Origin of the sequence: Paenirhodobacter huangdaonensis (assembly GCF_004022465.1) — a bacterium.
In the GTDB taxonomy this organism is placed as follows: Bacteria; Pseudomonadota; Alphaproteobacteria; order Rhodobacterales; family Rhodobacteraceae; genus Rhodobacter; species Rhodobacter huangdaonensis.
This window is the reverse complement of the sequence record NZ_SAVA01000001.1, coordinates 467,026-491,060: the sequence shown is the minus strand read 5'-3', so window position 1 is coordinate 491,060 and position 24,035 is coordinate 467,026. Positions and strand designations below refer to the sequence as shown.

Genomic DNA, 24,035 nt, shown 5'->3' with positions numbered 1-24,035 from the left:
CAGTAAAAAAATGGTGAAGCCGTAACGTCGGGTCGGACAATCGCGCGGCGGTTGCGGATATTGTTTCCCGCGCGGGGCGGAGTCAGAGGCCGCTTTCCGCCAGCACCTGCGCCAGCACCGGGGCAAGCCGCGTGGCCCAGGCCTGCTGGCCCGCGGCCCCGGCGATCAGATCGTTGCGCAACTCGATCAGCACGTTCGGCCGGCCGGGAGCGAGGGCGTGACGGTCGATCGAATCGCCGTCGAGATGGCCGTCATAGGGCTCGTTGTCGCCCACGCAGATGCCTGCGGCGGCCAGTGCGGCGATCAGCGGCACGGCAAGGCGGCGGTCCTTGTGCGAGGACAGCACCCCCACTTCCCACGGCCGCGGCGCATGGCCGCGCAGCTGCGGGGTGAAGGAGTGGATCGCGCAGATCGCGGTGTCGGGGCGGCGCGCGGCCAGCGCCTCGAGCGCGGCGTGATAGGGGCGGTGCAGGCGGGCAAGCCGTTCCTCGACCGCCGCCTCCGAAATCGCGCGGTTCGCCGGGACGATCGTGCCGTCGTAAAGCTGCATCACCAGCGTCGGGTCGTCCTCGCCACGGTTCGGGTCGATGACAAGGCGCGAGAAATCGCTGTGGATGAGCGCGGCATCCAGCCGCTCGGCCAGCGCCTGCCCGAGGCCAAGCGCGCCCACGTCCCAGGCGATGTGGCGCGCCATGTCGGCGGGCGCGATGCCAAGGGCGCCGCCGTTCACCCAGTCGGGCACGCGGTTCGTGGCGTGGTCCACGGTGACAAGCCAGCGCGCAGGTCTTTCGGCGCCGATGATCTCGTAGGCAGGATGCGTCATGTGTTCGTCGTCTCTTTCGGTCACGACAGGTTTACGCCAGCCGGGCGGGCAGGGCCAGTTGCCCCCTGCCGGTTTTTGTTCCATAGCTGGGCGCGGCCCGCCAACCGACTGAAACAACAGGATCGAGGACGGATGAGACGCCTTCGCAACGTCAAGATCGTGGCAACGCTTGGCCCCGCATCTTCTGATTACAAGACCATTCGCGCGCTGTTCGAGGCGGGCGCCGACGTGTTCCGGCTGAACATGAGCCACGGCACGCATGACGAGCAGCGCGCGCGCTTCGACATCATCCGCCAGATCGAGGCCGACACCGGCCGCCCGGTCGCGGTGCTGGCCGACCTGCAGGGGCCGAAGCTGCGCGTCGGCACCTTTGCCGCCGGGGCGGCCGATCTGGAGGAGGGCGAGCGCTTCCGCTTCGACCTCGACCCGACCGAGGGCGACGGCCACCGCGTCTGCCTGCCGCATCCCGAGATCTTCGCGGCGCTGGTGCCCGGCACCCGGCTTCTGGTGAACGACGGCAAGATCCGGATGCGGGTCGAGGCCTGCGGCGCCGATTTCGCCGAGTGCACGGTGACGGTGGGCGGCACGATCTCGAATCGCAAGGGCGTGAACGTGCCCGACGTGGTGCTGCCGCTCGCCGCGCTCTCCGACAAGGACCGCAAGGATCTGGAATTCGCCTGCGCGCTTGGCGTCGACTGGCTGGCGCTCAGCTTCGTGCAGCGCCCCGAGGACGTGATTGAGGCGCGGACGCTGGCGAAGGGCCGCGCGGCGGTGCTTTCGAAGATCGAGAAACCCGCGGCCGAGAAGGCCTTCGACGAGATCCTCAAGGTCTCGGACGGGATCATGGTGGCGCGCGGCGATCTTGGCGTCGAGCTGCCGGTCGAGGCGGTGCCGCCGATCCAGAAGCGGCTGGTGCGCAAGTGCCGCGCCGCGGCAAAGCCGGTGATCGTCGCGACGCAGATGCTGGAAAGCATGATCGAAAGCCCGATGCCCACCCGCGCCGAGGTCTCGGACGTGGCGACGGCGATCTACGAGGGCGCCGACGCGATCATGCTGAGCGCCGAATCCGCCGCCGGGCGCTATCCGGTCGAGGCGGTGGCGACGATGAACGCGGTGGCGCGCTCGGTCGAGAGCGATCCGACCTATCGCGAGGTGATCGAGGCCTCGCGGCTGGTGACGCGCCAGACCATCGCCGACGGCATCGTCGCGGCGGCGCGCGAGATTGCCGAGGCCACCGACATCTCGGCGATCTGCTGCTACACGCAATCGGGCAAGACGGTATCGCTCAGCGCCCGCGAACGGCCGCGGGTGCCGATCATCGCGCTGTCGCCGCTGCCGGCGACGCTGCGCAAGCTGTGCCTGTTCTGGGGCGTGCATGCGGTGCGTTGCGAGGAGGTCGAGCGCTTCAAGATGGCGGTGGTCAATGCTGCCCGCGCGGCGCGCGACTATGGCTTTGCCGACGAGAGCAACCAGATCGTGGTGATCGCGGGCGTGCCCTTCAACGTGCAGGGCACCACCAACATCCTGCGTGTCGCGCCCTGCGACGAGCGATTGATCTTCCGCACCGACCCGGAATAGCCTGAGCGCAGGCCGGCTGCGGGGTGGGGCGATGATCGACAGTGACTTTCTGCTGGTGGGAGGGCTGCTGATCGCGGCCTTTGCCATTCCCGCGGCCGTCTCGGCCTTTTCCGAAAGCCGGCCGCCGCGGGCGGCGGCCGTGGCACTGGCGCTTGGCGGGGTGCTGATCGTCGCGGCGGTGCTGCAACGGCCCACGGGCTACAGCCCGACGCAGATCCCCGCGGCCTTTGCCCGGGTGCTGGCGCGGCTGCTGCACTGAGCCCGGACGCCGGGCGCGACGGAACGGGCGGATTTGCTCTTGCCAAACTGGCGGCGAGGCCCTATCAGCCGCCTCCTGACCACCGTGCGGCCGGCCGAAGTGGCATGCCGAGTCGCACGTTCACTCTCGACTAGAGGAGACGGAAATGCCCAAGATGAAGACCAAATCCGCTGCCAAGAAGCGGTTCAAATTCACCGCGACCGGCAAGGTCATTGCTGGCCCGGCCGGCAAGCGCCACGGCATGATCAAGCGCACGACCAAGTTCATCCGCGACAGCGCGGGCACGATGATCCTGTCCGACTCGGACGCGAAGATCGTCAAAAAATACATGCCCTACAACCGCTGAACGGAGGCCTGAACAATGTCCCGCGTCAAATCCGGCAAGGTCACCCACGCCTCGCACAAGAAGGTCCTGAACAAGGCCAAGGGCTACTACTCGGCCCGTTCGCGCAACTTCCGCACGGCGACCCAGGCGGTCGACAAGGCGAACCAGTACGCCACCCGTGACCGCAAGCAGCGCAAGCGCAACTTCCGCGCGCTGTGGATCCAGCGCATCAACGCCGCCGTGCGCGCGTTCGATGCCGAGATGACCTACTCGCGCTTCATCAACCTGCTCGCCAAGGCCGGCATCGAGGTCGACCGCAAGGTCCTCGCCGATCTCGCCATCCACGAGCCGGAAGCCTTTGGTGCCATCGTCGAACAGGCGAAGGCTGCCGCGGCTGCGTAATCTCCCGATCCCGGGATTGCATTTCGAACCCCGCGCCGGCGCTTCGCCGTGCGCGGGGTTTTTCGTTTCACGCGCTTGAAATCGGGCCGGCGCACGCTTAGCACGGGCTCCGACCAGCCAGGAGAGAACAGATGAACGCGCTCGACGAGCTCAAGGCGAAATATCTCGGGGGCATCGCGCAGGCCGGCGACGAGGCCGCGCTTGAGGAGCTGCGGCTTGCGGCGCTCGGCAAGAAGGGCGAGATCAGCCTGAAGATGCGCGAACTCGGGCAGATGAGCCCCGAGGAGCGGCAGACCACCGGCGCCGCGCTGAACGTGCTGAAATCCGAGATCGACGCCGCGCTGCGGGCGAAGAAGGCGGCGCTCGCCGATGCCGCGCTGGACGCGCGGCTGTCGGCCGAGTGGCTTGACGTCACGCTGCCCGGCCGGCCGCGGCCCGCGGGCACGATCCACCCGGTCAGCCAGGTGATGGACGAGGTCACGGCGATCTTCGCCGACATGGGCTTCGACGTCGCCGAGGGGCCGCAGATCGAAAGCGACTGGTACAATTTCGACGCGCTGAACATCCCGCCCGAGCATCCGGCCCGGCAGGAGTTCGACACCTTCTTCATGGCGCGCGACCCGGCCGATGCGCGCCCGCCGCATGTGCTGCGCACCCATACCTCGCCGGTGCAGATCCGCGCGATGGAGGCGAAAGGCGCGCCCATTCGCGTGATCGCGCCGGGCCGCGTCTACCGCATGGACATGGACCAGACCCACGCGCCGATGTTCCATCAGGTCGAGGGCATGGCGATCGGCCGCGACATCTCGATGGCGAACCTGAAATGGACGCTCGAGGAGTTCTGCAAGGCCTTCTTCGAGGTGCCGAATGTCGAGCTGCGCTTCCGCGCCTCGCATTTCCCCTTCACCGAGCCCTCGGCCGAGGTCGACATCCGCTGCTCGTGGGAAGGTGGTCAGCTGAAGATCGGCGAGGGCGACAGCTGGCTTGAGATCCTCGGCTCGGGGATGATGCAGCCGAAGGTTCTGGCGGCGGGCGGGATCGACCCGAACGAGTGGCAGGGCTTTGCCTTCGGCATGGGCATCGACCGCATCGCGATGCTGAAATACGGCATCCCCGACCTGCGCGCCTTCTTCGAGAGCGACCTGCGCTGGCTGAAGCACTACGGCTTCGCGCCGCTCGATCTGCCGACGGTGTTCGGGGGGCTGAGTAAGTGAAACAGGGGGAGGGATCTCTGTTGTCCCTGCTTGCCGCGCTCGGAAGAGTCGCATTGGGCATAGCGATGATCCTTCCCATGGCATTAGGCCTTGCGGTCTTCCTGATGTTTTGGCCCTACCTGTTCGATCCATACTACACGTCGTTCCCGGTGACCCCACTCCATGTCGTGATCGCGTTGTTCATGCTGGTGGGGGGCATCCTGATGGTCGCATTCGGCGCAGAGCGAGTTCGCTGTGAATGGAGCGCTTGGCGGAGACGGCGGACTGAAGGTCGAGAGCTGTAACTTGAGTTACTCAACAGAATCCAATGGCGCGACGGGCGTCCTCCAGATGGAGAAAAACCAATGAAATTCACCCTCTCCTGGCTGAAAGACCATCTCGAGACCTCGGCCACCGTGGACGAGATCGCCGAGGCGCTCACCGACCTCGGGCTCGAGGTCGAGGAGGTCGTGAACCCGGCCGCCAAGCTTGCCCCCTTCACCATCGCCAAGGTGCTGAAGGCCGAGAAGCACCCCGACGCCGACAAGCTGCGCGTCTGTCAGGTGCTGACCGACGAGGGCGAGAAGACCATCGTCTGCGGCGCGCCGAACGCGCGGGCGGGGATCACCGTCGTGCTGGCGAAACCGGGCGACTATGTGCCGGGCCTCGATGTCACCCTCGGCATCGGCAAGATCCGCGGCATCGAAAGCGCCGGCATGATGTGCTCGGAGCGCGAGCTGGAGCTTTCGGACGAGCATAACGGCATCATCGAGCTGCCCGAGGACAGCCTGAATTCCGAGGTCGGCTGCAAGTTCACCGACTGGCTGGCCGAGAACCGCCCCGAGGCGGTCGACCCGATGTTCCACATCAAGATCACCCCGAACCGCCCCGATGCGCTTGGCGTGCGCGGCGTGGCGCGCGACCTTGCGGCGCGCGGGCTGGGCGTGCTGAAGCCGCTGGTGGTCGAGCCGGTGCCCGGCGGCTTTGCCTGCCCGGTCGCGGTCGAGATCGACGCGGGGCTGAAGGAAAAGGGCTGCCCGCTCTTTGCCGGCCGCCTCATCCGCGGCGTGAAGAACGGGCCGAGCCCGGCCTGGCTGCAGGCGCGGCTCATTGCGATCGGGCTGCGGCCGATCTCGACGCTGGTCGATATCACCAACTTCTTCACCTATGACCTGAACCGCCCGCTGCACGTCTTCGACGCGGCGAAGGTGCAGGGCAAGCTGCGGATCATCCCGGCCGCGGGCGGCGAGGAACTGCTGGCGCTTGACGGCAAGACCTATGCGCTGGCCCCGGGCCAGATGGTGATCGTCGACGACAAGGGGCCGGAAAGCCTGGCGGGCATCATGGGCGGCGAGCTCTCGGGCTGCACCGAGGAGACCGTCGATGTCTTCGTTGAAAGCGCCTATTGGGACCCGATCACCATCGCCGCCACCGGCCGCGCGCTGAAGATCACCTCGGACGCGCGCTATCGTTTCGAGCGCGGCGTGGACCCCGCGTTCACCCTGCCGGGCCTCGAACTCGCGACGCAGATGGTGCTTGACCTGTGCGGCGGCGAGGCCTCGGAGGTGGTGGTCGACGGCGCCGTGCCCGACACCGCGCGGGCCTATCGGCTCGACCCGGCGCGGGTGATCTCGCTGGTCGGCATGGAAATCCCCGAGGCGGAACAGCGCCGCACGCTCGAGGCGCTCGGCTTCTCCTTCGAAGGCGACATGGCCGCCCCGCCGAGCTGGCGCCCCGATGTGCAGGGCGAGGCCGATCTGGTCGAGGAAGTGGCGCGCGTCGCCTCGCTCTCGAAGCTGGTGGGCAAGCCGATGCCGCGCGAGACGACCGGCGTGCCGGGGCCGATCCTGACCCCCGCGCAGGTGCGCGAGAAGACCGCGCGGCGCACGATCGCGGCACTCGGCTACAACGAATGCGTGACCTACAGCTTCATCGACGCGGCCGCTGCGGCGATGTTCGGCGGCGGGTCCGAGGCGATGCGGATCGAGAACCCGATCAGCTCGGAAATGACGCATATGCGTCCCGACCTGCTGCCGGGGCTCTTGGCGGCGGCGGCGCGCAATCAGGCGCGCGGCTTTGCCGATCTGGCGCTCTTCGAGGTCGGCCCCGCCTTCATCGGCGGCGAGCCGGGCGATCAGGTGACGCAGGCGACCGGGCTGCTGGTCGGCGCGCGTGCGGCCCGCGACCCCTGGGGCTCGCGCCGGGCGGTTGATGTCTATGACGCCAAGGCCGATGTCGAGGCGGTGCTGGCCGCGATCGGCGCGCCGGCGCGGGTGCAGATCAACCGCAAGCTCGATGCCTGGTGGCATCCGGGCCGGTCGGGCAACATCGCGCTTGGTCCGAATGTGCTGGCGACCTTCGGCGAGGTGCACCCCCGCGTGCTGCGCGAGATCGGGGTGAAGGGCGCGGCGGTGGCCTTCACCATCCGTCTCGCCAACATCCCCTTCCCGAAGGCGAAAACGCCGACCCGTCCGGCGCTGGCGCTACATGATCTGCACGCGGTCGAACGCGACTTCGCCTTCGTCGTCGATGCCTCGGTCGAGGCGATGACGGCGGTGAACGCGGCGCTTGGTGCCGACAAGGCGCTGATCGAGGCGGTCTCGGTCTTCGACGCCTTCACCGGCGCGAAGGCGGAAGAGCAGATGGGGGCGGGCAAGAAGTCGATCGCGCTCGCCGTCCGGCTGCAGCCGAAGGACAAGACCCTGACCGATGCCGAGATCGAGGCGGTGTCGGCCAAGATCGTTGACAAGGTGGCCAAGGCCACCGGCGGCAGCCTGCGCAAGTGACGCTGCGGCGCTGACTTCGCGTCACGCTGTCTGGCCCTGAAAATCCCGTTAGGCTCCTCTCCCATTGGGGGAGGAGCCTGATGATTTTCGACTATCTCATTCTGGGCGGCGGCTCGGCCGGCGCCGTTCTGGCCGCGCGTCTGAGCGAGGACCCGGCGCTGCGGGTCTGTCTGGTCGAGGCCGGAACCGAGGCGCGCGACATCTTCGTGCGCGCGCCGGCGCTGGTTGCGGCGATGGTGCCGGGCCGGCCGCCGATTCACAACTGGGCGTTTCAGACCGTGCCGCAGCCGGGGCTGAACGGGCGACGGGGGTTTCAGCCGCGGGGCAGGGGGCTCGGTGGCTCGTCCGCGATCAACGCGATGCTCTACATCCGCGGCCGGCCCTCGGATTACGACGCCTGGGCCGAGGCCGGGGCGGAGGGCTGGGGCTGGGACGCCTGCCGGCCGCATTTCCTTGCTGCCGAGCGCAACATGCGCGGGGCGTCGGACTGGCACGGTGATGCAGGGCCGTTGCAGGTCGGCGACCAGCGCCGGCCGCGCCCGGCAACCCGCGCCTTCATCGAGGCCTGCGCCGCCGTCGGTTGCGCGCCGAACGACGATTTCAACAGAGCCGAGCAGGAGGGCGCAGGGCTCTATCAGGTCACGCAATTCTGGGACGGGCCGCGCAAGGGCGAGCGTTGTTCCGCGGCGGCGGCCTATCTGCACCCGGTGATGGCGCGACCGAACCTGACCGTGCTAACCCGCGCGCGGGCCGAGCGGCTGCTGATCGCCGAGGGGCGGGCGACGGGGGCGCTGGTCCGCCGCGGCCGGCGCCATCTGCGGATCGAGGCGCGGCGCGAGGTGATCGTCTCGGCCGGCGCCTTTGGCTCGCCGCAACTGCTGATGCTGTCGGGCATCGGTCCGGCCGAGCATCTGCGCGAGATCGGCATCACGCCCGTGCTCGACCTGCCCGGGGTGGGGGCGAATCTGCAAGACCACCTCGATTACATCATCTCCTACACCTCGCCGCGGCCCGATGTGGTCGGGCTGAACCCGGCGGGGCTGTGGCGCATGGCGCGCGCCGCCGGGTTCTGGAAACGGCATGGCGAGGGGCTTTTCGCCTCGCCGATGGCCGAGGGCGCGGCCTTCCTGCGCTCGGAACCGGGGCTGGCCGAGCCCGATCTGCAGCTCCACTTCGTCGTCGGCATCGTCGATCAGCATATGCGCCGCCCGCATCTGGCCGATGGCTGGTCGGTGCATGTCTGCGCGCTGCGGCCGTTCTCGCGCGGGACGGTGCGGCTCGCCTCGGACGACCCGCGGGCGGCGCCGGCGATCGACCCGGCCTTCCTGAGCGATCCGCGTGACGCGGAGCTGCTCTTGAAGGGGGCGCGGCTTCTCGACACCATCGCCGGGGCCGCGCCGCTCGCGCCCTGGCGCGGGACGCGGCTTTATCCGCATGACGGCACCGATGCCGGGCTGATCGCCGACATCCGGGCGCGTGCCGACACGATCTACCACCCGGTCGGCACCTGCCGGATGGGGCGCGACGCAATGGCGGTGACGGACCCAAAGCTGCGGGTGCACGGCATCGCGGGGCTGCGGGTGGTCGATGCCTCGGTGATGCCGAGCCTGATCGGCGGCAATACCAACGCGCCGACGATCATGATCGCCGAGCGCGCGGCGGGCTTCATCCGCGCCGATCGGAGGGATGATTGACGCCGTCCGACCACGCCACGGGGTCGAGATCGCGCGGGTTCACGCCCTCGAGGCAGCCCGCGTTCACCCCGTATTCGTTCGGGTTCGAGCGGCGCTGGTGGTGGGTGTAAATGCCGCAGGTCTTGCAAAACCAGTGCTTCGCCGTCTGCGTGCCGAACTGGTAGAGGGTCAGGTTCTCGGCCCCCTTCACGATGCGGATGCCGTCGAGCGGGGCCGAGACGGCGACCGCGCCGCGCCGGCGGCAGAAGGAACAGTCGCAGCGCCGCTTCGTGTTCAGCCCGTCCGAAAGCGTCACCTCGATCTCGACGGCGCCGCAATGGCAGGTCAGGCGGTGGGGGGTGTGGATCTCGGGCAGCATCAGCGTCTCCGGCGGGGCACCACGGGGATCGTGGTGCGGATATATTCGATGTCCGGATGCGGCGGCCGGCCATGGGTGCGGGCCCAGAAGCCCGTGCCGCCCATCCGCAGGAAATGCGGCACGGTCAGCACGAGCCCGGCGAGGAAGCCGCCGATATGGGCCCAATAGGCGACGCCGCCGGTGAGGCTCGTCTCGGTGCTGCCGATCACCTGCAACCCGAACCAGACCCCCAGCACGATCCAGGCGGGGATGGTGAAGATCCGGAAGAAGATGATGAAGATGATCAGCACGTCGACGCGGGCGCGCGGGAACATCAGCAGATAGCCGCCCATCACCCCGGCGATCGCGCCCGAGGCGCCGACCATCGGGATCGTGCTGGTCGGGTCGATGGCGATCTGCGCGCCGGCCGCAGAGAGCCCCGAGAGCAGATAGAAGGCGAGGAAGCCGAGGGGGCCGAACTGGTCCTCGAGATTGTCGCCAAAGACCCACAGGAACAGCATGTTGCCGCCCACATGCATCAGGCTTGCGTGCAGGAACATGTGGGTGAACAGGCCCCACATCCACGCGCCCTGCGACACCGCCGCGGGATAAAGCGCGCCCGCCTGCCACAGCCCCTCCATGTTGCCGCCCCAGGGCGCGGTCAGCAGGTAAAGGAACAGGTTGATCGCGATCAGGCCCCGGGTGATCCAGGGCGTGCGCAGCGAGGGGTTGTGGTCGCGGATCGGGAACATGGGGCGAGAGTTTCCGATCCGCCCCGCGCCGTCAAGCGAGCGCGGTCACTTCATCGCGCGGATCAGCACCTTGCCCGCGGCATCGGTGAGCTCGAGCGTGTCGCCCGCCATCTGCGCGTCCTTGGCGCGGCCGATCGTCGAGTGGAAGGCGCGTTCGACCTCTTCGGCCGGGCCGAAGCAGGCCATCCGGGTGCCGGCGAGGGCGCCGATCTCGAGCTTGCCGTCATGCGTGCTGACCCGGCCCGAATAGCGGTTGCAGCCCGAGGAGCCGGCGATCATCCCGTCCTCGGGGCGGGCGATGGTGACGCTGACGCCCGCGGGCACCGGGGCGCCGGCGATCTCGGTCACGTGCCACTCGACGCCCATGCCCAGCAGTTCGAGCGGGTCGGCGGCGGCCTCGTCCTTGCAGGCGGCAAGCGCGAGGCAGGCGAGGGCGGTCAGCATCAGGCGGCGCATGGGGGTCCTCCGGTCATGTGCCGCGCACAGTGGCCCCGGGGCAGGGCGCCCGCAACCCGCTTCACGAAAGCGTGTCAGAAGGTGGGGGGCGTGTTCACCCAGATCACCACGGTGCGGCCGTCGGCGGCATTCGCCCAGGCATGCGGGCGGCGGCTTTCGAAATAGATCGAATCGCCGATGCCGAGTTCGTGCACCTCCTCGCCGTCGAGGGTGATGCGGAAGCGGCCCTCGAGCACGGTGATGAATTCCTCGCCCTCGTGGCCATAGCCGCCTTCCGAGGCGGCGCCGGGGGCAAGGATGAAGCGGTGACAGTCCATCTGCCGGCGGCCCTCGGCCAGCACCTCGACCCGCACCCCCTCGACCGGCATCGGCCAGATCCGTGCCGCGCCCGAGCGCACCACCGGGCTGCCCGGCGCATCCTGCCCCGACAGCCGCGACACCGTGGTGCCGTAATATTGCGCGAGATCGGCAAGCACCTTGAAGCTGACGCCGGCGCCGGTGCGCTCGAGCGTCGACAGCGCCGAGGCCGAGATCCCCATCGCCTGCGCCACGTCATCGAGCTTTTCGCCGCGGGCGTTGCGCAGCTGGCGCAGCGCGGCGCCGAGCGGTTCGTTGGTGATTGCCGTAGCGGTCTCGGCGCTGTCGCCCCCGGCTTCGAGCGTGGCGCGGATCGCTGCCGGGTTCAGCCCCGCCTCGCGGCGCAGGAACGAGATCCGTTGCAGCCGCGCCACGTCGGCCGCGCTGTAAAGCCGCTGTCCCGAGGCGCGCCGCTGCGGCGCGATCAGCCCCTGCGTCTCCCACAGCCGCAGTGTCGAGGGCGCAACACCCGCAGCGCGCGCAGCTTCGGTCACGCGGAAGGTCGGTTCGCCGTCGGTCTGGTCAGAGGGAGCGGTGGAATCGGTCATTTTCTAAGCCTTACACCCGCAATCTGGGCGGCACCATCACAGGGTGCAAGAAATTTCTTGCAGAAAAAATGCAAAGTGAGATGGTGAGTCATCACGAATCGGAGTTCCCCATGACCGTGCAAACCTCGCCCGAACTTACCGCCCGCAAGAACGCCGCCGTCGCCCGCGGCGTGGGCATGACCACGCAGATCTACGCCGCCAAGGCCGAGAACTCCGAGGTCTGGGACAAGAACGGCAAACGCTATATCGACTTCGCCGCCGGCATCGCCGTGGTGAACACCGGCCACCGTCACCCGAAGGTGATCGAGGCGGTGAAGAAGCAGCTCGACGCCTTCACCCACACCTGCCACCAGGTGATGCCCTACGAAAACTATGTCGTGCTGGCCGAGCGCCTGAACGCCAAGGTTCCGGGCGACTTCCCGAAGAAGACGATCTTCACCACCACGGGCGCCGAAGCTGTTGAAAACGCGATCAAGATCGCGCGTCACTACACCGGCCGCTCGGGCGTGATCGCCTTCGCCGGCGGTTTCCACGGCCGCACCTTCATGACCATGACGCTCACCGGCAAGACCGCGCCCTACAAGGTCGGTTTCGGCCCGATGATGAACGACGTCTGGCACCTGCCCTACCCGAACGCGCTGCACGGCGTGTCGATGGATGACGCGCTCGAGGCGCTGAACCGTCTGTTCAAATCCGACGCCGACCCGACCCGGATCGCCGCGATCATCCTCGAGCCGGTGCAGGGCGAAGGCGGCTTCGTGCCGGCCCCCGAAGGCTTCATGAAGAAGATCCGCGAGATCTGCGACGAGAACGGCATCGTGATGATCGCCGACGAGGTGCAGACCGGCTTTGCCCGCACCGGCAAGCTCTTCGCGATGGAACACCACGGCGTTGCCGCCGACATCACCACCATGGCCAAGGGCCTTGGCGGCGGTCTGCCGATCTCGGCGGTGACCGGCCGTGCCGAGATCATGGACCACGCCCAGCCGGGCGGCCTTGGCGGCACCTATGCCGGCAACCCGCTGTCGGTGGCCGCGGCGAATGCCGTGCTCGACGTGATCGAGGAAGAGGGCCTGTGCGACCGCGCCGCCCGTCTTGGCGCGCGCCTCAAGCAGCGCCTTGCCAGCCTGCAGGACCAGGTGCCGGAACTCGTCGAGATCCGCGGCCCGGGCTTCATGAACGCGGCCGAGTTCAACGTGGCGGGCACCGACACGCCGAACCCGGACTTCGTGAAGAAGGTCTGTGACGAAGCGCTCGAGCGTGGCCTCGTGCTGCTGACCTGCGGCGTCTACGGCAACGTGATCCGCTTCCTGTCGCCGCTCACCATCCAGGAGCCGGTGTTCGAGGAAGCCCTCGACATCCTCGAGGCCTCGATCCTCGCCGTGAAGAAGGGCTGAGACGATGTGGGGAGAGGCACCGCGCGGGGACCGGCTCGATGACACCGATCAGCGCCTGATCGCCGCCTTGCGGCGGGACGGGCGTGCCTCGGTCTCGGACCTGGCCGCGCAGCTCGGCCTCTCCCGCGCCACCGTGCGCACGCGCATCGAGAGGCTGGTCGCGCGGGGCGAGATTTCGGGCTTCACCGTGCTCACCCGCGCCGACGTCACCGCCTCGCCGGTGCGCGGCATGATGATGCTTACCGTCGAAGGGCGCGCCACCGAGCGCGTCGTGCAACGGCTGCTCGGCCTGCCTGCGGTGCAGGCCGTGCACACCACCAACGGCCAGTGGGATCTGATCGTCGAGATCGGCACGCGCAGCCTGCCCGATCTGGACGAGACGATCCTGCACATCCGCCGCATCGAAGGGGTGCAGCGGACCGAAACCAATCTGCAGCTGTCGACCCGCCGGCCCTCGGCGCGTCTCTGACGCCTTCCCTCCGGCTGGCGCGCGCGCCATGATGGGCGCGCAAGGGGAGGGGCGACGATGGACGAGACGATGCTGAAGCTGGGCGTCGCGCTGGCGATCGGCCTTCTGGTCGGGGTCGAGCGCGGCTGGCGCGAGCGCGACGAGCCCTCGGGCAGCCGCACCGCCGGGCTGCGCACCTATGGCATCTTCGGCCTGCTTGGCGGCGTTTTCGCCGCTGTCAGCCTGGCGCTCGGCTCCTCGATCGTGCTCGGTGCGGCCTTTCTCGGCTTCGCGGCGCTGTTCGGTCTCTTTGAATACCGCGAATCCCGGCATGACGAGAATTTCAGCGTCACCGGGCTGATGGCCGGCCTTGGCGTCTTCGGCCTTGGCGCGCTCGCCGTGGTCGGCGACTACCGGGTCGCTGCGGCGGGCGGCACGGCGCTCGCGGGCATCCTTGCCAGCCGCGAGATGCTGCACAGCGCGTTGCGCCGGCTGAGCTGGGTCGAGCTGCGCTCGGCCCTTGTGCTGGCGGCGATGACGGTGATCGTGCTGCCGCTGCTGCCTGACCGCACGATCGACCCCTGGGGCGGCTTCAACCCGCGCGAGGTGTGGTTCTTCACCGTGCTGATCGCGACGATCTCCTATCTCGGCTACATCGCGGTGCGGATGCTGGGCACGACGCGCGGGCTGATCGTCAGCGGGCTTGCCGGCGCGCTCGTCTCCTCGACCGCGGTCACCGTGGCGCTTGCACGCATGGCGAAGGAGGCCGAGCGCCCGGTGCCGCTCGCCGGCGCGGCGGCGCTGGCGGCGCTGGTGTCGGTGCTGCGGGTGACGGTGGTCGTCGGGCTGATCGGCGGGCCGGTGCTGGTGCAGATCCTGCCGGTCACCGCCACCGCGGCGGCGGTGCTGGCGCTGGTCGGCGGGCTGGTGCTGGCGCGGGCGAAAAGCCTGCCCGAGGGCAGCGAGATGCTGCGCAACCCGTTCGAGCTGCGCGCGCTGCTGGCCTTTGCCGCGCTCTTTGCCTGCGTCTCGATGCTGAACGCCGCGCTCAGCGCGCGCTTCGGCGGCTCGGGCCTCCTCGTCACCTCGGCGGCCTCGGGGATTTTCGATGTCGACGTCGCGGTGCTGAGCGCGCTGCGCCTGACGGGCGAGACCTTCGCACCGCGGATGATCGGGGCCGCGGTGCTGATGGCCCTGGTGTCGAACACCGTCGGGCGGATCTTCCTGTCGATGCTGGCGGGGCCCCTGCGCTTCTGGCTTGCGCTTGCGGCGATCTCGGCGCTTGCGGTGGCCGCGGGCGGGGCGGTCTGGCTGGCGCTGGCGGTGGCCTGATCATCATCACCATCGCGTGCCCCCGCGACAATGACGCGCAGCCACCTTGGCCGGGGCGGCCAGACCCTCTATGATCGCACCCGCGGACAGAGAGGACATTCCCATGATTGCAGAGCTCGGCCATTTCGCCCTGATCCTCGCCTTTTGCGTGGCGCTGATCCAGATGGTGATCCCTCTGATCGGCGCCCAGAAGGGCTGGAGCGGCTGGATGGCGGTCGGAGACCCCGCCGCCACGGCGCAGTTCCTGCTGATCGCAGTCGCCTTCGCCGCGCTGATGCACGGCTTCGTCACCTCGGATTTCTCGCTGAAGGTGGTCTATCAGAACTCGCACACCGACAAGCCGATGCTCTACAAGGTCACCGGGCTCTGGGGCAACCACGAGGGCTCGATGCTGCTGTGGGTGCTGATCCTGTCGCTCTTCGGCGCCGCCGCCGCCTGGTTCGGCGGCGCGCTGCCGCCGCGGCTGCGGGCGCGGGTGCTGTCGGTGCAGGCCTCGATCGGGGTGGCCTTTCTGGGCTTCATCCTGCTCACCTCGAACCCCTTCACCCGTCTCGCCGAGCCGCCCTTCAACGGCCGCGACCTGAACCCGCTGCTGCAGGACCCGGGCCTCGCCTTCCACCCGCCCTTCCTCTACCTCGGCTATGTCGGGCTCTCGATGGCCTTCTCCTTCGCCGTCGCCGCGCTGATCGAGGGCCGCGTCGATGCCGCCTGGGCCCGCTGGGTCCGGCCCTGGACGCTTGCCGCCTGGATCTTCCTGACCATCGGCATCGCGCTTGGCTCGTGGTGGGCTTATTACGAGCTCGGCTGGGGCGGCTTCTGGTTCTGGGACCCGGTCGAGAACGCCTCGTTCATGCCCTGGCTGCTCGCCGCGGCGCTGTTGCATTCGGCGATCGTCGTCGAGAAACGCGAGGCGCTGAAAAGCTGGACGATCCTTCTCGCGATCATGGCCTTCGGCTTCTCGCTGATCGGCACCTTCATCGTGCGCTCGGGCGTCATCACCTCGGTGCACAGCTTTGCCAATGACCCGAAGCGCGGCATCTTCATCCTGTTCATCCTCGCCCTCTTCGTCGGCGGCGCGCTGACGCTTTACGCCGCGCGGGCGGGGGCAATGCAGGCGAAGGGCGTGTTCTCGATGGTGTCGCGCGAAAGCGCGCTGGTGCTGAACAACATCCTGCTGGCCACCGCGGCGCTTGTCGTCTTCGTCGGCACGCTCTGGCCGCTGGTCGCCGAGATGGCCTGGGGGCGCAAGCTCTCGGTCGGTGCGCCCTTCTTCGACAAGGCCTTCACGCCCTTCATGGTGATCCTCGCCCTGATCCTGCCGATCGGTGCGATGATGCCGTGGAAGCGGGCGGCCCTTGGCAAGCTCGTGCGCCCGCTCGCCCCGGCGGCGATCCTGGCGCTTGCGGTTGCGGGCCTTGCCTGGACGCTCGAGTCCGGGCGCCCGGTGCTGGCGCTGGTCGCGGCGGGGCTGGGCTCGTGGCTCGTCTTCGGCGCCGCGGCCGAGCTTTGGGTGCGCGCCGGCCGCACGCCGGCCCGTCTCGCCCGTCTGCCGCGTGCCGACTGGGGCAAGGCCACGGCGCATTCGGGGCTGGGCGTCGTCTTTGCCGGCATCGGCCTGCTGATGGCGGGCCAGGTCGAGGATATCCGCGTCGCGCAGGTCGGCGAGACCTTCACCGTCGCGGGCTATGCGATCACCCTCGACAAGGTCGAGCACCTGCCCGGTCCGAACTACACCACCACCGAGGCGACGATCACCGTGCGCCAGGACGGCAAGTTCGTCGCCACGCTGCATCCCGAAAAGCGGATCTACCCGGTGCAGGCGATGCCGACGACCGAGGCCGACATCGACAGCGGCTTCCTGCGTGACGTCTATCTGGTGATCGGCGACCCGCAGGAGGGCGGTGGCTGGGCGGTGCGCACCTATATCAAGCCCTTCGCGGACTGGATCTGGGCGGGCGCGCTGCTGATGGCCTTTGGCGGGCTGCTCAGCCTGAGCGACCGGCGCTATCGCGTTGCGGCCGGCGCCCGCAAAGCCGCCGTCCCCACCATCCAGCCCGCGGAGTGACCATGCTGAAACGTCTTGCGCTGCTGCTGCTTCTGGCCACGCCCGCCCATGCCGTGCAGCCCGACGAGGTGCTGGCCGATCCCGCGCTCGAGAAACGCGCGCGGGAAATCAGCCAGGTGCTGCGCTGCCCGGTCTGTCAGGGCGAGAACATCGACGAATCGAATGCCGACGTCTCGCGCGATCTGCGGCTTCTGGTGCGCGAGCGGCTGACAGCGGGCGACAGCAATGCGCAGGTGCTCGACTACATCACCGCGCGCTATGGCGAATATGTGCTGTTCGAGCCCGAGAAAACCGGCGCGAACCTGATCCTGTACTGGACCGGGCCCGCGGTGCTGCTGGTGGCGCTTGGCGGTGCCTTCGTCTGGATCCGCCGCCGCCGCCGCGAGGAGCCGCCCGCCGCGAAGGCGCTCAGCCCCGAGGAAGAGGCGCGGCTGAAGGAGCTGATGAACTCCTGAGCCGCCCGCGGCCCGGGCCGTGACGCACGGTTTCGCTTTCGTCCCCCGTTGTCCCGGCTAATCTCCGGTCGGGACAAGGGAGGACGGCATGAGCTGGCAGACGATCCGTTACGAGATTTCCGAGGGGCTTGCGGTCATCACGATGAACCGCCCCGAGGTGATGAATGCGCTCAACACCACGATGCGGGCCGAGCTGCGCGAGGCGCTGAGCCGCGCCGCGGGCGAGGCGCGGGCGATCGTGCTCACTGGCGCGGGGCGGGCCTTCTGCTCGGGTCAGGATCTGGCCGATGGCGCGGCGACCGGGGGGCTCGACCTCGAGACCGTGCTGCGCGAGGAATACGAGCCGGTGCTGAAGGCGATCACTGACTGCCCGGTGCCGGTGATTGCCGCGGTGAACGGCGCCGCGGCCGGGGCAGGGGCCAATCTCGCGCTCTCGGCCGATGTGGTGATCGCCACCGAATCGGCGGTCTTCCTGCAGGCCTTCACCCGGATCGGGCTGATGCCGGACGCAGGCGGCACCTGGTGGCTGCCGCGGCAGGTCGGGCTTGCCCGCGCCATGGGGCTCGCGCTTTTCGCCGACAAGGTGACCGCGACCGAGGCGGCGGCGCAGGGGATGATCTGGGAGGCGGTGCCCGACGTCGATTTCGGCCATCACTGGCGCGCGCGTGCCGAGCATCTGGCGAAGGGCCCGACCCGCGCCTTTGCCGCGGTGAAGCGGGCGATGCGGGCAAGTTCCGCCAACGATCTCGCGGCGCAGCTGTCGCTCGAGGCGGAGCTGCAGGGCGGGCTTGGCCAGACCCGGGACTTCCGCGAGGGGGTGCAGGCCTTCCTCGAGAAGCGCGCGGCCCGCTTCGAGGGCCGCTGAGCGCTTGCCGGCGCGCCCCGGGCGCGCTAGCCAAGGGCCGAGTGCGGGCGTGGCGAAATGGTAGACGCATGGGACTTAAACTCCCTCGGGCCCAGCCCATGCCGGTTCGAGTCCGGTCGCCCGCACCATTAAATTAATGCAATGCATTGTTTTTAATGATTTATGTTCGCATTCGAATTTTCAGGCCCCACAATTAGCCCCACTGTCAGGTAGTGATAGGGGGATGATCTCCGCGCAGCCATGCGTCCATCTCGTCGGAATTCACTCTGCTCCCGCGCTGCCTATGGATGGTGATTTCTCCGCGTGCAGCTGCCCGATAGACGGTTGCCCGAGATACCCCAAACCAGATTGCGACGTCAGAGACGCGGACCCACATCGGCCGGATGCCTGCTGCCTTCTCGTGTCGCCCCATCACTCACCTCCCATCTTGTCGAGCGCATCCTGCGCGATGCGGCGGATCGGGATGGCGCTGATCTTGGCGATCTCGGCCAGCGCTGCGCGGGCGGTGGCTACATCGGCGCGCACCTTGGTCTCTGGGCGGGCGGTGACGGAGGCGTAGAGCGGCGTCACCGCCCAGTCCCCTTCGCTCTCGAAAAATGCAGCCCTCTCTGCCTTTCGCTCGAAGTGATATTCCCCCTTGAAAGTCTGGTCTTCGCAGAGCCACGCCACCGGGTCAGCCTGCGCCCGCAGTCGCGCGACCTCAGCCTCAGCTTTCTCGGCGCGCTTCACCACCGCGTCGCGCTCTGCCACCAGCGCCCTCACCATATTTTCAGATGCTTGTGCTGTGAGGGTGCGCGCGAGACCATGTAGGCAGTCGAGATAGCGGTCAGCAGCCGCAGCAATCGTGCTCATTCCTGTTTCCCTTCTTGCTTCGCTTCGACCACCAGCGGCGCAACCGCTGTGATGATGTCCAGGGCGTCGACGGCGCGGCGGGGGACGGCTTTGGCAGACGGTGCAGCGGTCATGCCGCGTTTCCGATCTTGCCGGCTGCAGGCGTTCCGCAGAGTGGTCTCTCGAGGTTCACGCGCGCCGCATCCACATATCCGGACAGGAAGGCCCTGTGATCGGGCTCTTTCCGCGCGCGGCTCCTGGTGTGCCCGATGTCCGGATAGTTTTCCGTCATGTAGGCATCGATCAGGGCATTTTTCACGACGATGAGGTCAGTGCCGCCGCCCTTGCGCGCGCGGCTCCTCCGCCGCTCGGACGTCATGTTCCAAAGCCTCTCGGCGATCGATCTGCCGAAGCCGATCAGGAATGACCTCCGATAGTGAGCATTCGGCGCAGAGAAGAACCTGGCCTTCCGGTGGTTCAGATAGGCGCGCTCGGCCGCCGCCTGGATCATTTCGCAGAGGTAGAGCGCGAACTCGACGTCCTCCGGCTGCCCGACCCACAGGTTGGCTCCCCGGCGAAACAGCGCGCTGCATTCGGCATACATGCCAATCGCGCCCGCGGCCTCTTCTAGCGTCGGGTGGGCATAGCGCCGTCCGGCGTTGTGCTCGGCCTCCGTCACGCCGCCGACGCCACGCTCGATCAACTCCTCTTCGGTCACCTCGAACTGGAAGATGATCTTCGAGGCGCGTGCGGCGGCCGCGGCGGCTTCTGCCTCAGAGGATGCCTCGTCGGCGGCGCGGGCCCGCAGCGCCTTGATCCGCGCAATGGCTTCTTCTCTGGTCATGCGATCCTCCTGATCTCTTCGAGGGCGTGATCGCCCCATTGCTCGGCCATGGCCGCTGCGAGGCCGGGGAAGAACCGGCTGCGGAAGACCTTTCGCCCGGGGCCGGGCGGGGCGCGGTGGATTTCGTCGCGCGCGGTGCTGCCGTCGAGCGTGCCGGTGGCCGTGAGCTTCGGCAGGCCGCGCAGCCACAGGCAGGTGCGCTTCGTCACATTGTCCGGGCCGGCGGGATCGGTGCCGAATTGCCAGGGCTGCACGCTCTGCGCAAAGGGGCGGAAATCGTGGATCCGTGCCTTGGCGTGCTTGTGCATCACCGGGTTCTCGATCGCGATCCGCGGCACCGGAGCGCTCCAGCACGCCGAGAAGAGTGCCGCGCCTTCATCGAGCAGGCGCCACATGATCTGCAGGCGGGTCGCGTCATCGAGCCCGCGCCAGGCTGCGCGCTCGGCCGCGGTGACCTCGTCGGGCGGATTGCGCGGTGGGGTGGCCAGCCAGCGCACGCCGCTGTTGGCGAGGCGCGTGCAGGGCGGGTGGCAGATGACGGCCAGATCCCAGCCGAGGCCGAGCGCCTCGCGCACATCGCAGACCATGTGCCGGTTGCTGCCATCCTCGGCCGGGGCGAGATCGCACGACCAGGCCTCATGCCCGCGGGTCGCGAAGGCGCGGCGCACGATGCCCGAGCGCTCGCAGCCGATCAGGACGCGCAGGGCGGTCATGCGCGCCCCTCCGCCAGCATCTCGCGCAGCGCCACGACCAGAACGGGAGTGCGGCGGCGCGGGCGGCGTGGGGGCGAGATGACGTCGCGAGGCGGCGCCGTCTCAGCGCGCGGATCGTCGTGCCGCAGGCGCAGCGCCTCCGGGAGCGGCGCCAGGCTGACGCGGGCAGGGTGGTGAGGCTGTTCCATCACACCCTCGCCGGCATAAGAACGAACATGGCGTCTGGATCGTCACCGTGGATGATGAACGGATCTCTGGGGCCGGCGCCCTTGACCGTGAAGGTCGGCGTAACCCGGCCCTGCTCGGCGAGGTAGAAAAGGCTGAAGCCAAAAACCGGCGGCGTCATGCCGTCCTTGCACTTGATGTCGATCGGCATCTCGATCCCGCCGTCCTGGTTGCCGATGCAGATCATCCCCTTGCTGGCGTCGAGGCGAGCGATATGGGCGTCATAGTCGGCACCAGCCGCCGCACGCTTCAGCCTGGTCAGCTCTGCCCCGGAGATGGTGCAGCAGATCGCATCGGATGCGGCGGGGATCACGCGGCTGTACTCGGGATAGCGGCCGTCGATCAGCTTGGCGCTGACCTCGATGTCCAGCCCATGAATATGCACGTGGCGCTCCCACATCGTGACCGTCAGGAGGGCGTTATCCCCGGGCCGCGTGACCAGCTTCAGCAGATCCACCAGCTGTTTCGGGATGATGGCACTGAGCGTCTGGCCGAAGATCGCGCTGATCTGCGTGTCGGTATCCACGACCGCCAGACGGTGCCCGTCCGTCGCCATCGCGCGCAGGGTGCTGCCATCGGGGCGTGCATGCAGGTAGATGCCGTTCAGGTAATACCGCGTCTCCTCGGCGCTGATGCAGTGGCGGCACAGGTGGATCATCCGGCGCAGCTCGTCAGGTGTTTGCGTCCAGGTGGCGGTCTTGACGGTCGAGGCGGAGAACTGCGGGAAATCCCCGGTCGGGATCAGGGCACGCTGACGCACCACCATGTCGCCGCCGTCCATCAGGATCAGGCTCGGCGTGTCCTCGCCCGCCGGTGCATGCACCGAGATGTTGACCACGGACCGCGCGGCTGCGGCGAAGGATGCGAGCGTGGCGGCACGGATCATGACCGCGGTCTCACCCTCAAACGCCGTATCGGCGTCGACATTGATGGTCAGCTCGATATCGAGGTCCGTCGCGCACAGGCTGACGCGCCCGTGGCCGATCGTGACGCGCACATAGCCCAGCACAGGGATAACGTTCCGCCGCGGCACCACCTGTGCCATCAGCCGCGCGGCCCGGCGAAACTCTGCCAGCGGGATATAGGCGCTGGCGATCTGGTGCGTGTCGGCGGAGATCTTGGATTGAGCGTTCATCACCGCGCCCCAAGTGCTTGCATGTAAAGGTCGAGGGTGGCCTCTTCCGCGGCCAGATCGTCGCGGTCGCGTTTGCGCATCGCGATGATGATCTTCATCACCTTGGTGTCGTAGCCACGCGCCTTCGCTTCGGCCATCACGTCCTTCTGCTGCTCGGCGATGTCCTTCTTCTCGGCCGCGAGGTGCTCGAAGCGCTCGATGAACTGGCGCAGATCGTCCGCGGTGACGCTGTAGGAGTGGTCGCTGACCGCGATGTCCGCAGCCGTGTTCTTGACCGGGATCCGCCCGCCCGTGTCGACCGGCGGCATGGCGGTGAGGCTGGCCATGCTGGCCTGATTTTCTTCATGCCGCGGGGCGGCAGGCGTCATCGCATTCATGGCTATCTCCTCTGGCTCTCGGGATGCCGGCCCGCGCGGGGGCCGGTCACCGGAAGGTCAGGCGGAGAGCTGGTCGCGAAGCCTGAACCCCATCAGTGGCCAGATCTTCTCGCGAGCATTTCCCCAGGCGATCTTCCGCCCGATCTCTGCGTCGAAGTTCCCAGGGCTGGCGCAGGCGCTTTCGCCCGTAACCGTGAAGCCGTTCTTGAGGGTCAGGCAGCAAATGGTGAGGCTGGATCCCGGGAAGACGTGATATTCTTCGCCCACAATCTCTGCGTCGATCATGTTAGGTGTGATGCGTGCGGCAGTCAGGCCCTTGCCTTTGATTTCAGCCTCGATGTCCTGTTCGTCATTGATCCTGACCCGGTCGATATCGAGCCATATCTCGCGCAGGCTGCCGTCTTGCGCGGCAGCCTCGAGCATGACGCGGGGAGTGCCCGCCACATACTGGGCGAGCATGGTGATGGTCCCCCGGATCCCGGTGATCTTGTCTTCTGCCTGCTTCCCAAGGCATGCGGTGAGGTTGTGATCGGTCATGTGGGGTGGTTCCTTTCGATGGTTGGCGGGCGGGTGCCAGCCGAATGCAATCCCGCCCGCACCGGGCGACATGCCCGGATCACTGCCCCGGCGGCAGCTGTGGTCATCGTGAGTGGTGGCGCCGCCGGGGTCGCGGCTGCGCGGGCGGCGGCGGGGAGGTCCCGGCGCCCGCGCCGTGCAATGTCAGCCTCTGGGTTTGGGCTTGCGCGGCGGCACCTGCGCACGGGCCTCGGCCAGCGGGGCGGCATCGACCGCCGCGGCGATCCAGCGCGCGCAGAGCATGGCGAGGTCGGGGCCCGTGGCCTTGATGCCGTGCAGCTCGATCCACGCGGGCCGCACGGACAGGTTGAGCTGGCTGCGGCCGGTCGCCATGATCTCGCCCATGATCGCGTCGATGCGATCCTCGGGCTCAAGCGGCGTGAGACGGTCGAGCAGGCGGGCGAGGGGAGAGACGGGCAGCACCATCAGGCGAGCGCCCCGGCAGAAAGCTGCGGCAGCGCCAGCGCGGTATCGAGCGCGGCGCGGGCGATGACCAGGCTGCCGGCGCAGATCAGCGCCGCGAGCAGCAGGTCGGAAACGTGCAGGCGGGTCTTTCCCATGTGATCCTCCGTCGGTTCGGATGCTGGCACTGATCGCGCCAGCTGTTGATTTTCAGTGATCTCTGTCAGTCGCCGCCACCGCCATCGCCGTATCCGATGCCGCTGCCGTCGCCGCTGCCAATACCGCCGCCGTCGCTGCCGTTGCCGTTGCCGCCGCCGCTGCCGCTGCCGTCGCCAATACCGCCGCCGCTGCCGCTGCCATCGCCAATACCGCCGCCGCCGCCGCTGCCATCGCCAATACCGCCGCCGCCGCCGCCATCGGCGTCGCCGTCGCCATTGCCGAAGCCGCCGCCGAAGATGCCGCTGCCGCTGCCGCCATCAGGGTTCATAGGTCGGTGCCTCCTCGATCGATGCCTGTGCCTGCGCCGTCGTCGGGATGATCTCACAGGCATCGAGGATGACGATGTCATCGAGCGCCCCGGCGATCTTCGACTTGTCGGCCTTGAGGCCGTGCAGCGCGACGCCGGTGAGCGTGTGCCCCTGCGCAGCCCACCAATACCAGAGCCGCCGCGAGGCGCTGAGCCGCACCTTGCCGCCGGGGCCGACAGCGGTGAGCGTGCCCGCATGCACGCCGGCGTAGTTCGAGCGGATGATGACATGCCGGCCGATCAGGTCATCGGTCAGGCCGGGCGCTGCCTTGTATTCGGTGGTGTCGATCATTGTGCCTCCATCGGTGATCCCGCGATCAGCCCGGGGTGGGTG

General features: G+C 68.4%; 29 protein-coding genes and 1 tRNA gene. 14 read left to right on the top strand and 16 right to left on the bottom strand.

The annotated features are described in order from the left end of the window. Window positions 1-82: 82 nt before the first annotated feature. The gene (locus tag EOW66_RS02375; protein ID WP_128154513.1) at window positions 83-823 is read right to left on the bottom strand and encodes an N-formylglutamate amidohydrolase; all 741 of its coding nucleotides are present in this window, start codon (window positions 821-823) and stop codon (window positions 83-85) included. Window positions 824-955: 132 nt separating this feature from the next. On the opposite strand from EOW66_RS02375, the gene pyk reads away from it, so the two are divergent. The 7 genes from pyk to EOW66_RS02340 all read left to right on the top strand — a co-directional run bounded on the left by pyk (window position 956) and on the right by EOW66_RS02340 (window position 9,060). Beyond that, complete coding sequence (gene pyk / locus EOW66_RS02370; RefSeq protein ID WP_128154512.1) at window positions 956-2,401, top strand: pyruvate kinase; 1,446 nt, start codon at window positions 956-958, stop codon at window positions 2,399-2,401. 31 nt (window positions 2,402-2,432) lie between these two features. Next, the gene (locus EOW66_RS02365) at window positions 2,433-2,660 is read left to right on the top strand and encodes a hypothetical protein (RefSeq protein ID WP_239017470.1); all 228 of its coding nucleotides are present in this window, start codon (window positions 2,433-2,435) and stop codon (window positions 2,658-2,660) included. A gap of 145 nt (window positions 2,661-2,805) precedes the next feature. Continuing rightward, the gene (rpmI, locus tag EOW66_RS02360) at window positions 2,806-3,006 is read left to right on the top strand and encodes a 50S ribosomal protein L35 (protein WP_113899238.1); all 201 of its coding nucleotides are present in this window, start codon (window positions 2,806-2,808) and stop codon (window positions 3,004-3,006) included. 15 nt (window positions 3,007-3,021) lie between these two features. After that, complete coding sequence (rplT, locus tag EOW66_RS02355; protein ID WP_113899239.1) at window positions 3,022-3,387, top strand: 50S ribosomal protein L20; 366 nt, start codon at window positions 3,022-3,024, stop codon at window positions 3,385-3,387. A gap of 131 nt (window positions 3,388-3,518) precedes the next feature. Next, window positions 3,519-4,601, top strand: coding sequence for a phenylalanine--tRNA ligase subunit alpha (gene pheS, locus EOW66_RS02350; protein ID WP_128154510.1), 1,083 nt, complete (start codon window positions 3,519-3,521; stop codon window positions 4,599-4,601). A gap of 344 nt (window positions 4,602-4,945) precedes the next feature. Next, on the top strand, window positions 4,946-7,366 hold the full coding sequence (gene pheT, locus EOW66_RS02345) for a phenylalanine--tRNA ligase subunit beta (RefSeq protein WP_128154508.1): 2,421 nt from the start codon (window positions 4,946-4,948) through the stop codon (window positions 7,364-7,366). Between the two features lie 80 nt (window positions 7,367-7,446). After that, on the top strand, window positions 7,447-9,060 hold the full coding sequence (locus tag EOW66_RS02340) for a GMC family oxidoreductase (RefSeq protein WP_128154507.1): 1,614 nt from the start codon (window positions 7,447-7,449) through the stop codon (window positions 9,058-9,060). On the opposite strand, the gene EOW66_RS02335 is transcribed toward EOW66_RS02340, so the two are convergent. From EOW66_RS02335 to EOW66_RS02320, 4 genes are all read right to left on the bottom strand, one after another. Further along, on the bottom strand, window positions 9,032-9,418 hold the full coding sequence (locus tag EOW66_RS02335) for a GFA family protein (RefSeq protein WP_128154505.1): 387 nt from the start codon (window positions 9,416-9,418) through the stop codon (window positions 9,032-9,034). The genes EOW66_RS02340 and EOW66_RS02335 overlap by 29 nt on opposite strands. After that, window positions 9,418-10,149 (bottom strand): rhomboid family intramembrane serine protease, encoded by a 732-nt coding sequence (locus EOW66_RS02330; RefSeq protein ID WP_128154503.1) that lies wholly within the window; start codon window positions 10,147-10,149, stop codon window positions 9,418-9,420. The genes EOW66_RS02335 and EOW66_RS02330 overlap by 1 nt, the downstream gene beginning before the upstream one ends. Before the next feature lie 45 nt (window positions 10,150-10,194). After that, on the bottom strand, window positions 10,195-10,605 hold the full coding sequence (locus EOW66_RS02325; RefSeq protein ID WP_128154502.1) for an META domain-containing protein: 411 nt from the start codon (window positions 10,603-10,605) through the stop codon (window positions 10,195-10,197). Window positions 10,606-10,679: 74 nt separating this feature from the next. After that, window positions 10,680-11,510: a MerR family transcriptional regulator gene (locus tag EOW66_RS02320; protein WP_128154500.1), complete on the bottom strand. Its 831-nt coding sequence runs from the start codon at window positions 11,508-11,510 to the stop codon at window positions 10,680-10,682. Window positions 11,511-11,620: 110 nt separating this feature from the next. Between EOW66_RS02320 and EOW66_RS02315 the strand changes: the two genes are divergently transcribed. The 7 genes from EOW66_RS02315 (at window position 11,621) to EOW66_RS02285 (ending at window position 18,200) form a co-directional block, all read left to right on the top strand. Then, window positions 11,621-12,907: a 4-aminobutyrate--2-oxoglutarate transaminase gene (locus tag EOW66_RS02315; RefSeq protein WP_128154499.1), complete on the top strand. Its 1,287-nt coding sequence runs from the start codon at window positions 11,621-11,623 to the stop codon at window positions 12,905-12,907. A 4-nt stretch (window positions 12,908-12,911) separates the two neighbouring features. Next, a complete protein-coding gene (locus EOW66_RS02310; protein WP_113899248.1) occupies window positions 12,912-13,376 on the top strand; it encodes an Lrp/AsnC family transcriptional regulator in 465 nt (154 codons plus the stop codon). A 57-nt stretch (window positions 13,377-13,433) separates the two neighbouring features. Beyond that, entirely contained in the window at window positions 13,434-14,687 is a 1,254-nt protein-coding gene (locus EOW66_RS02305) for an MgtC/SapB family protein (RefSeq protein WP_128154498.1), read from the top strand. Between the two features lie 103 nt (window positions 14,688-14,790). Continuing rightward, a complete protein-coding gene (locus EOW66_RS02300) occupies window positions 14,791-16,752 on the top strand; it encodes a heme lyase CcmF/NrfE family subunit (RefSeq protein ID WP_128154496.1) in 1,962 nt (653 codons plus the stop codon). Between the two features lie 2 nt (window positions 16,753-16,754). Next, window positions 16,755-17,207, top strand: coding sequence for a cytochrome c-type biogenesis protein (locus EOW66_RS02295; protein ID WP_128154494.1), 453 nt, complete (start codon window positions 16,755-16,757; stop codon window positions 17,205-17,207). A gap of 88 nt (window positions 17,208-17,295) precedes the next feature. Next, window positions 17,296-18,072, top strand: a complete 777-nt coding sequence (locus EOW66_RS02290; protein WP_128154492.1) for an enoyl-CoA hydratase-related protein — start codon at window positions 17,296-17,298, stop codon at window positions 18,070-18,072. Window positions 18,073-18,115: 43 nt separating this feature from the next. Continuing rightward, window positions 18,116-18,200 (top strand) — tRNA-Leu (locus tag EOW66_RS02285). 77 nt (window positions 18,201-18,277) lie between these two features. Here EOW66_RS02285 and EOW66_RS20900 read toward each other — a convergent pair. The 11 genes from EOW66_RS20900 to EOW66_RS02235 form a co-directional block, all read right to left on the bottom strand. Beyond that, a complete protein-coding gene (locus tag EOW66_RS20900) occupies window positions 18,278-18,448 on the bottom strand; it encodes a helix-turn-helix domain-containing protein (RefSeq protein ID WP_394342831.1) in 171 nt (56 codons plus the stop codon). Window positions 18,449-18,483: 35 nt separating this feature from the next. Continuing rightward, complete coding sequence (locus EOW66_RS02275) at window positions 18,484-18,924, bottom strand: hypothetical protein (RefSeq protein ID WP_128154490.1); 441 nt, start codon at window positions 18,922-18,924, stop codon at window positions 18,484-18,486. Window positions 18,925-19,033: 109 nt separating this feature from the next. Then, window positions 19,034-19,747: a DUF7168 domain-containing protein gene (locus EOW66_RS02270; protein ID WP_128154488.1), complete on the bottom strand. Its 714-nt coding sequence runs from the start codon at window positions 19,745-19,747 to the stop codon at window positions 19,034-19,036. Further along, window positions 19,744-20,460, bottom strand: a complete 717-nt coding sequence (locus EOW66_RS02265; RefSeq protein WP_128154487.1) for a hypothetical protein — start codon at window positions 20,458-20,460, stop codon at window positions 19,744-19,746. Before EOW66_RS02265 ends, EOW66_RS02270 begins: the two co-directional genes overlap by 4 nt. Before the next feature lie 187 nt (window positions 20,461-20,647). Next, entirely contained in the window at window positions 20,648-21,820 is a 1,173-nt protein-coding gene (locus EOW66_RS02260; protein WP_128154486.1) for a DNA polymerase III subunit beta, read from the bottom strand. Then, on the bottom strand, window positions 21,820-22,128 hold the full coding sequence (locus tag EOW66_RS02255) for a DUF2312 domain-containing protein (protein WP_128154763.1): 309 nt from the start codon (window positions 22,126-22,128) through the stop codon (window positions 21,820-21,822). The genes EOW66_RS02260 and EOW66_RS02255 overlap by 1 nt, the downstream gene beginning before the upstream one ends. 126 nt (window positions 22,129-22,254) lie before the next feature. Continuing rightward, complete coding sequence (locus EOW66_RS02250; protein WP_239017468.1) at window positions 22,255-22,734, bottom strand: Gp49 family protein; 480 nt, start codon at window positions 22,732-22,734, stop codon at window positions 22,255-22,257. 183 nt (window positions 22,735-22,917) lie between these two features. Further along, window positions 22,918-23,199, bottom strand: coding sequence for a hypothetical protein (locus EOW66_RS02245; protein ID WP_128154484.1), 282 nt, complete (start codon window positions 23,197-23,199; stop codon window positions 22,918-22,920). Then, window positions 23,199-23,333: a hypothetical protein gene (locus EOW66_RS20785; protein WP_275402030.1), complete on the bottom strand. Its 135-nt coding sequence runs from the start codon at window positions 23,331-23,333 to the stop codon at window positions 23,199-23,201. Before EOW66_RS20785 ends, EOW66_RS02245 begins: the two co-directional genes overlap by 1 nt. Window positions 23,334-23,398: 65 nt before the next feature. Then, window positions 23,399-23,662: a hypothetical protein gene (locus tag EOW66_RS02240; protein ID WP_128154483.1), complete on the bottom strand. Its 264-nt coding sequence runs from the start codon at window positions 23,660-23,662 to the stop codon at window positions 23,399-23,401. Then, window positions 23,652-23,993 (bottom strand): DUF6948 domain-containing protein, encoded by a 342-nt coding sequence (locus tag EOW66_RS02235; RefSeq protein ID WP_128154481.1) that lies wholly within the window; start codon window positions 23,991-23,993, stop codon window positions 23,652-23,654. Before EOW66_RS02235 ends, EOW66_RS02240 begins: the two co-directional genes overlap by 11 nt. Window positions 23,994-24,035 lie beyond the last annotated feature (42 nt).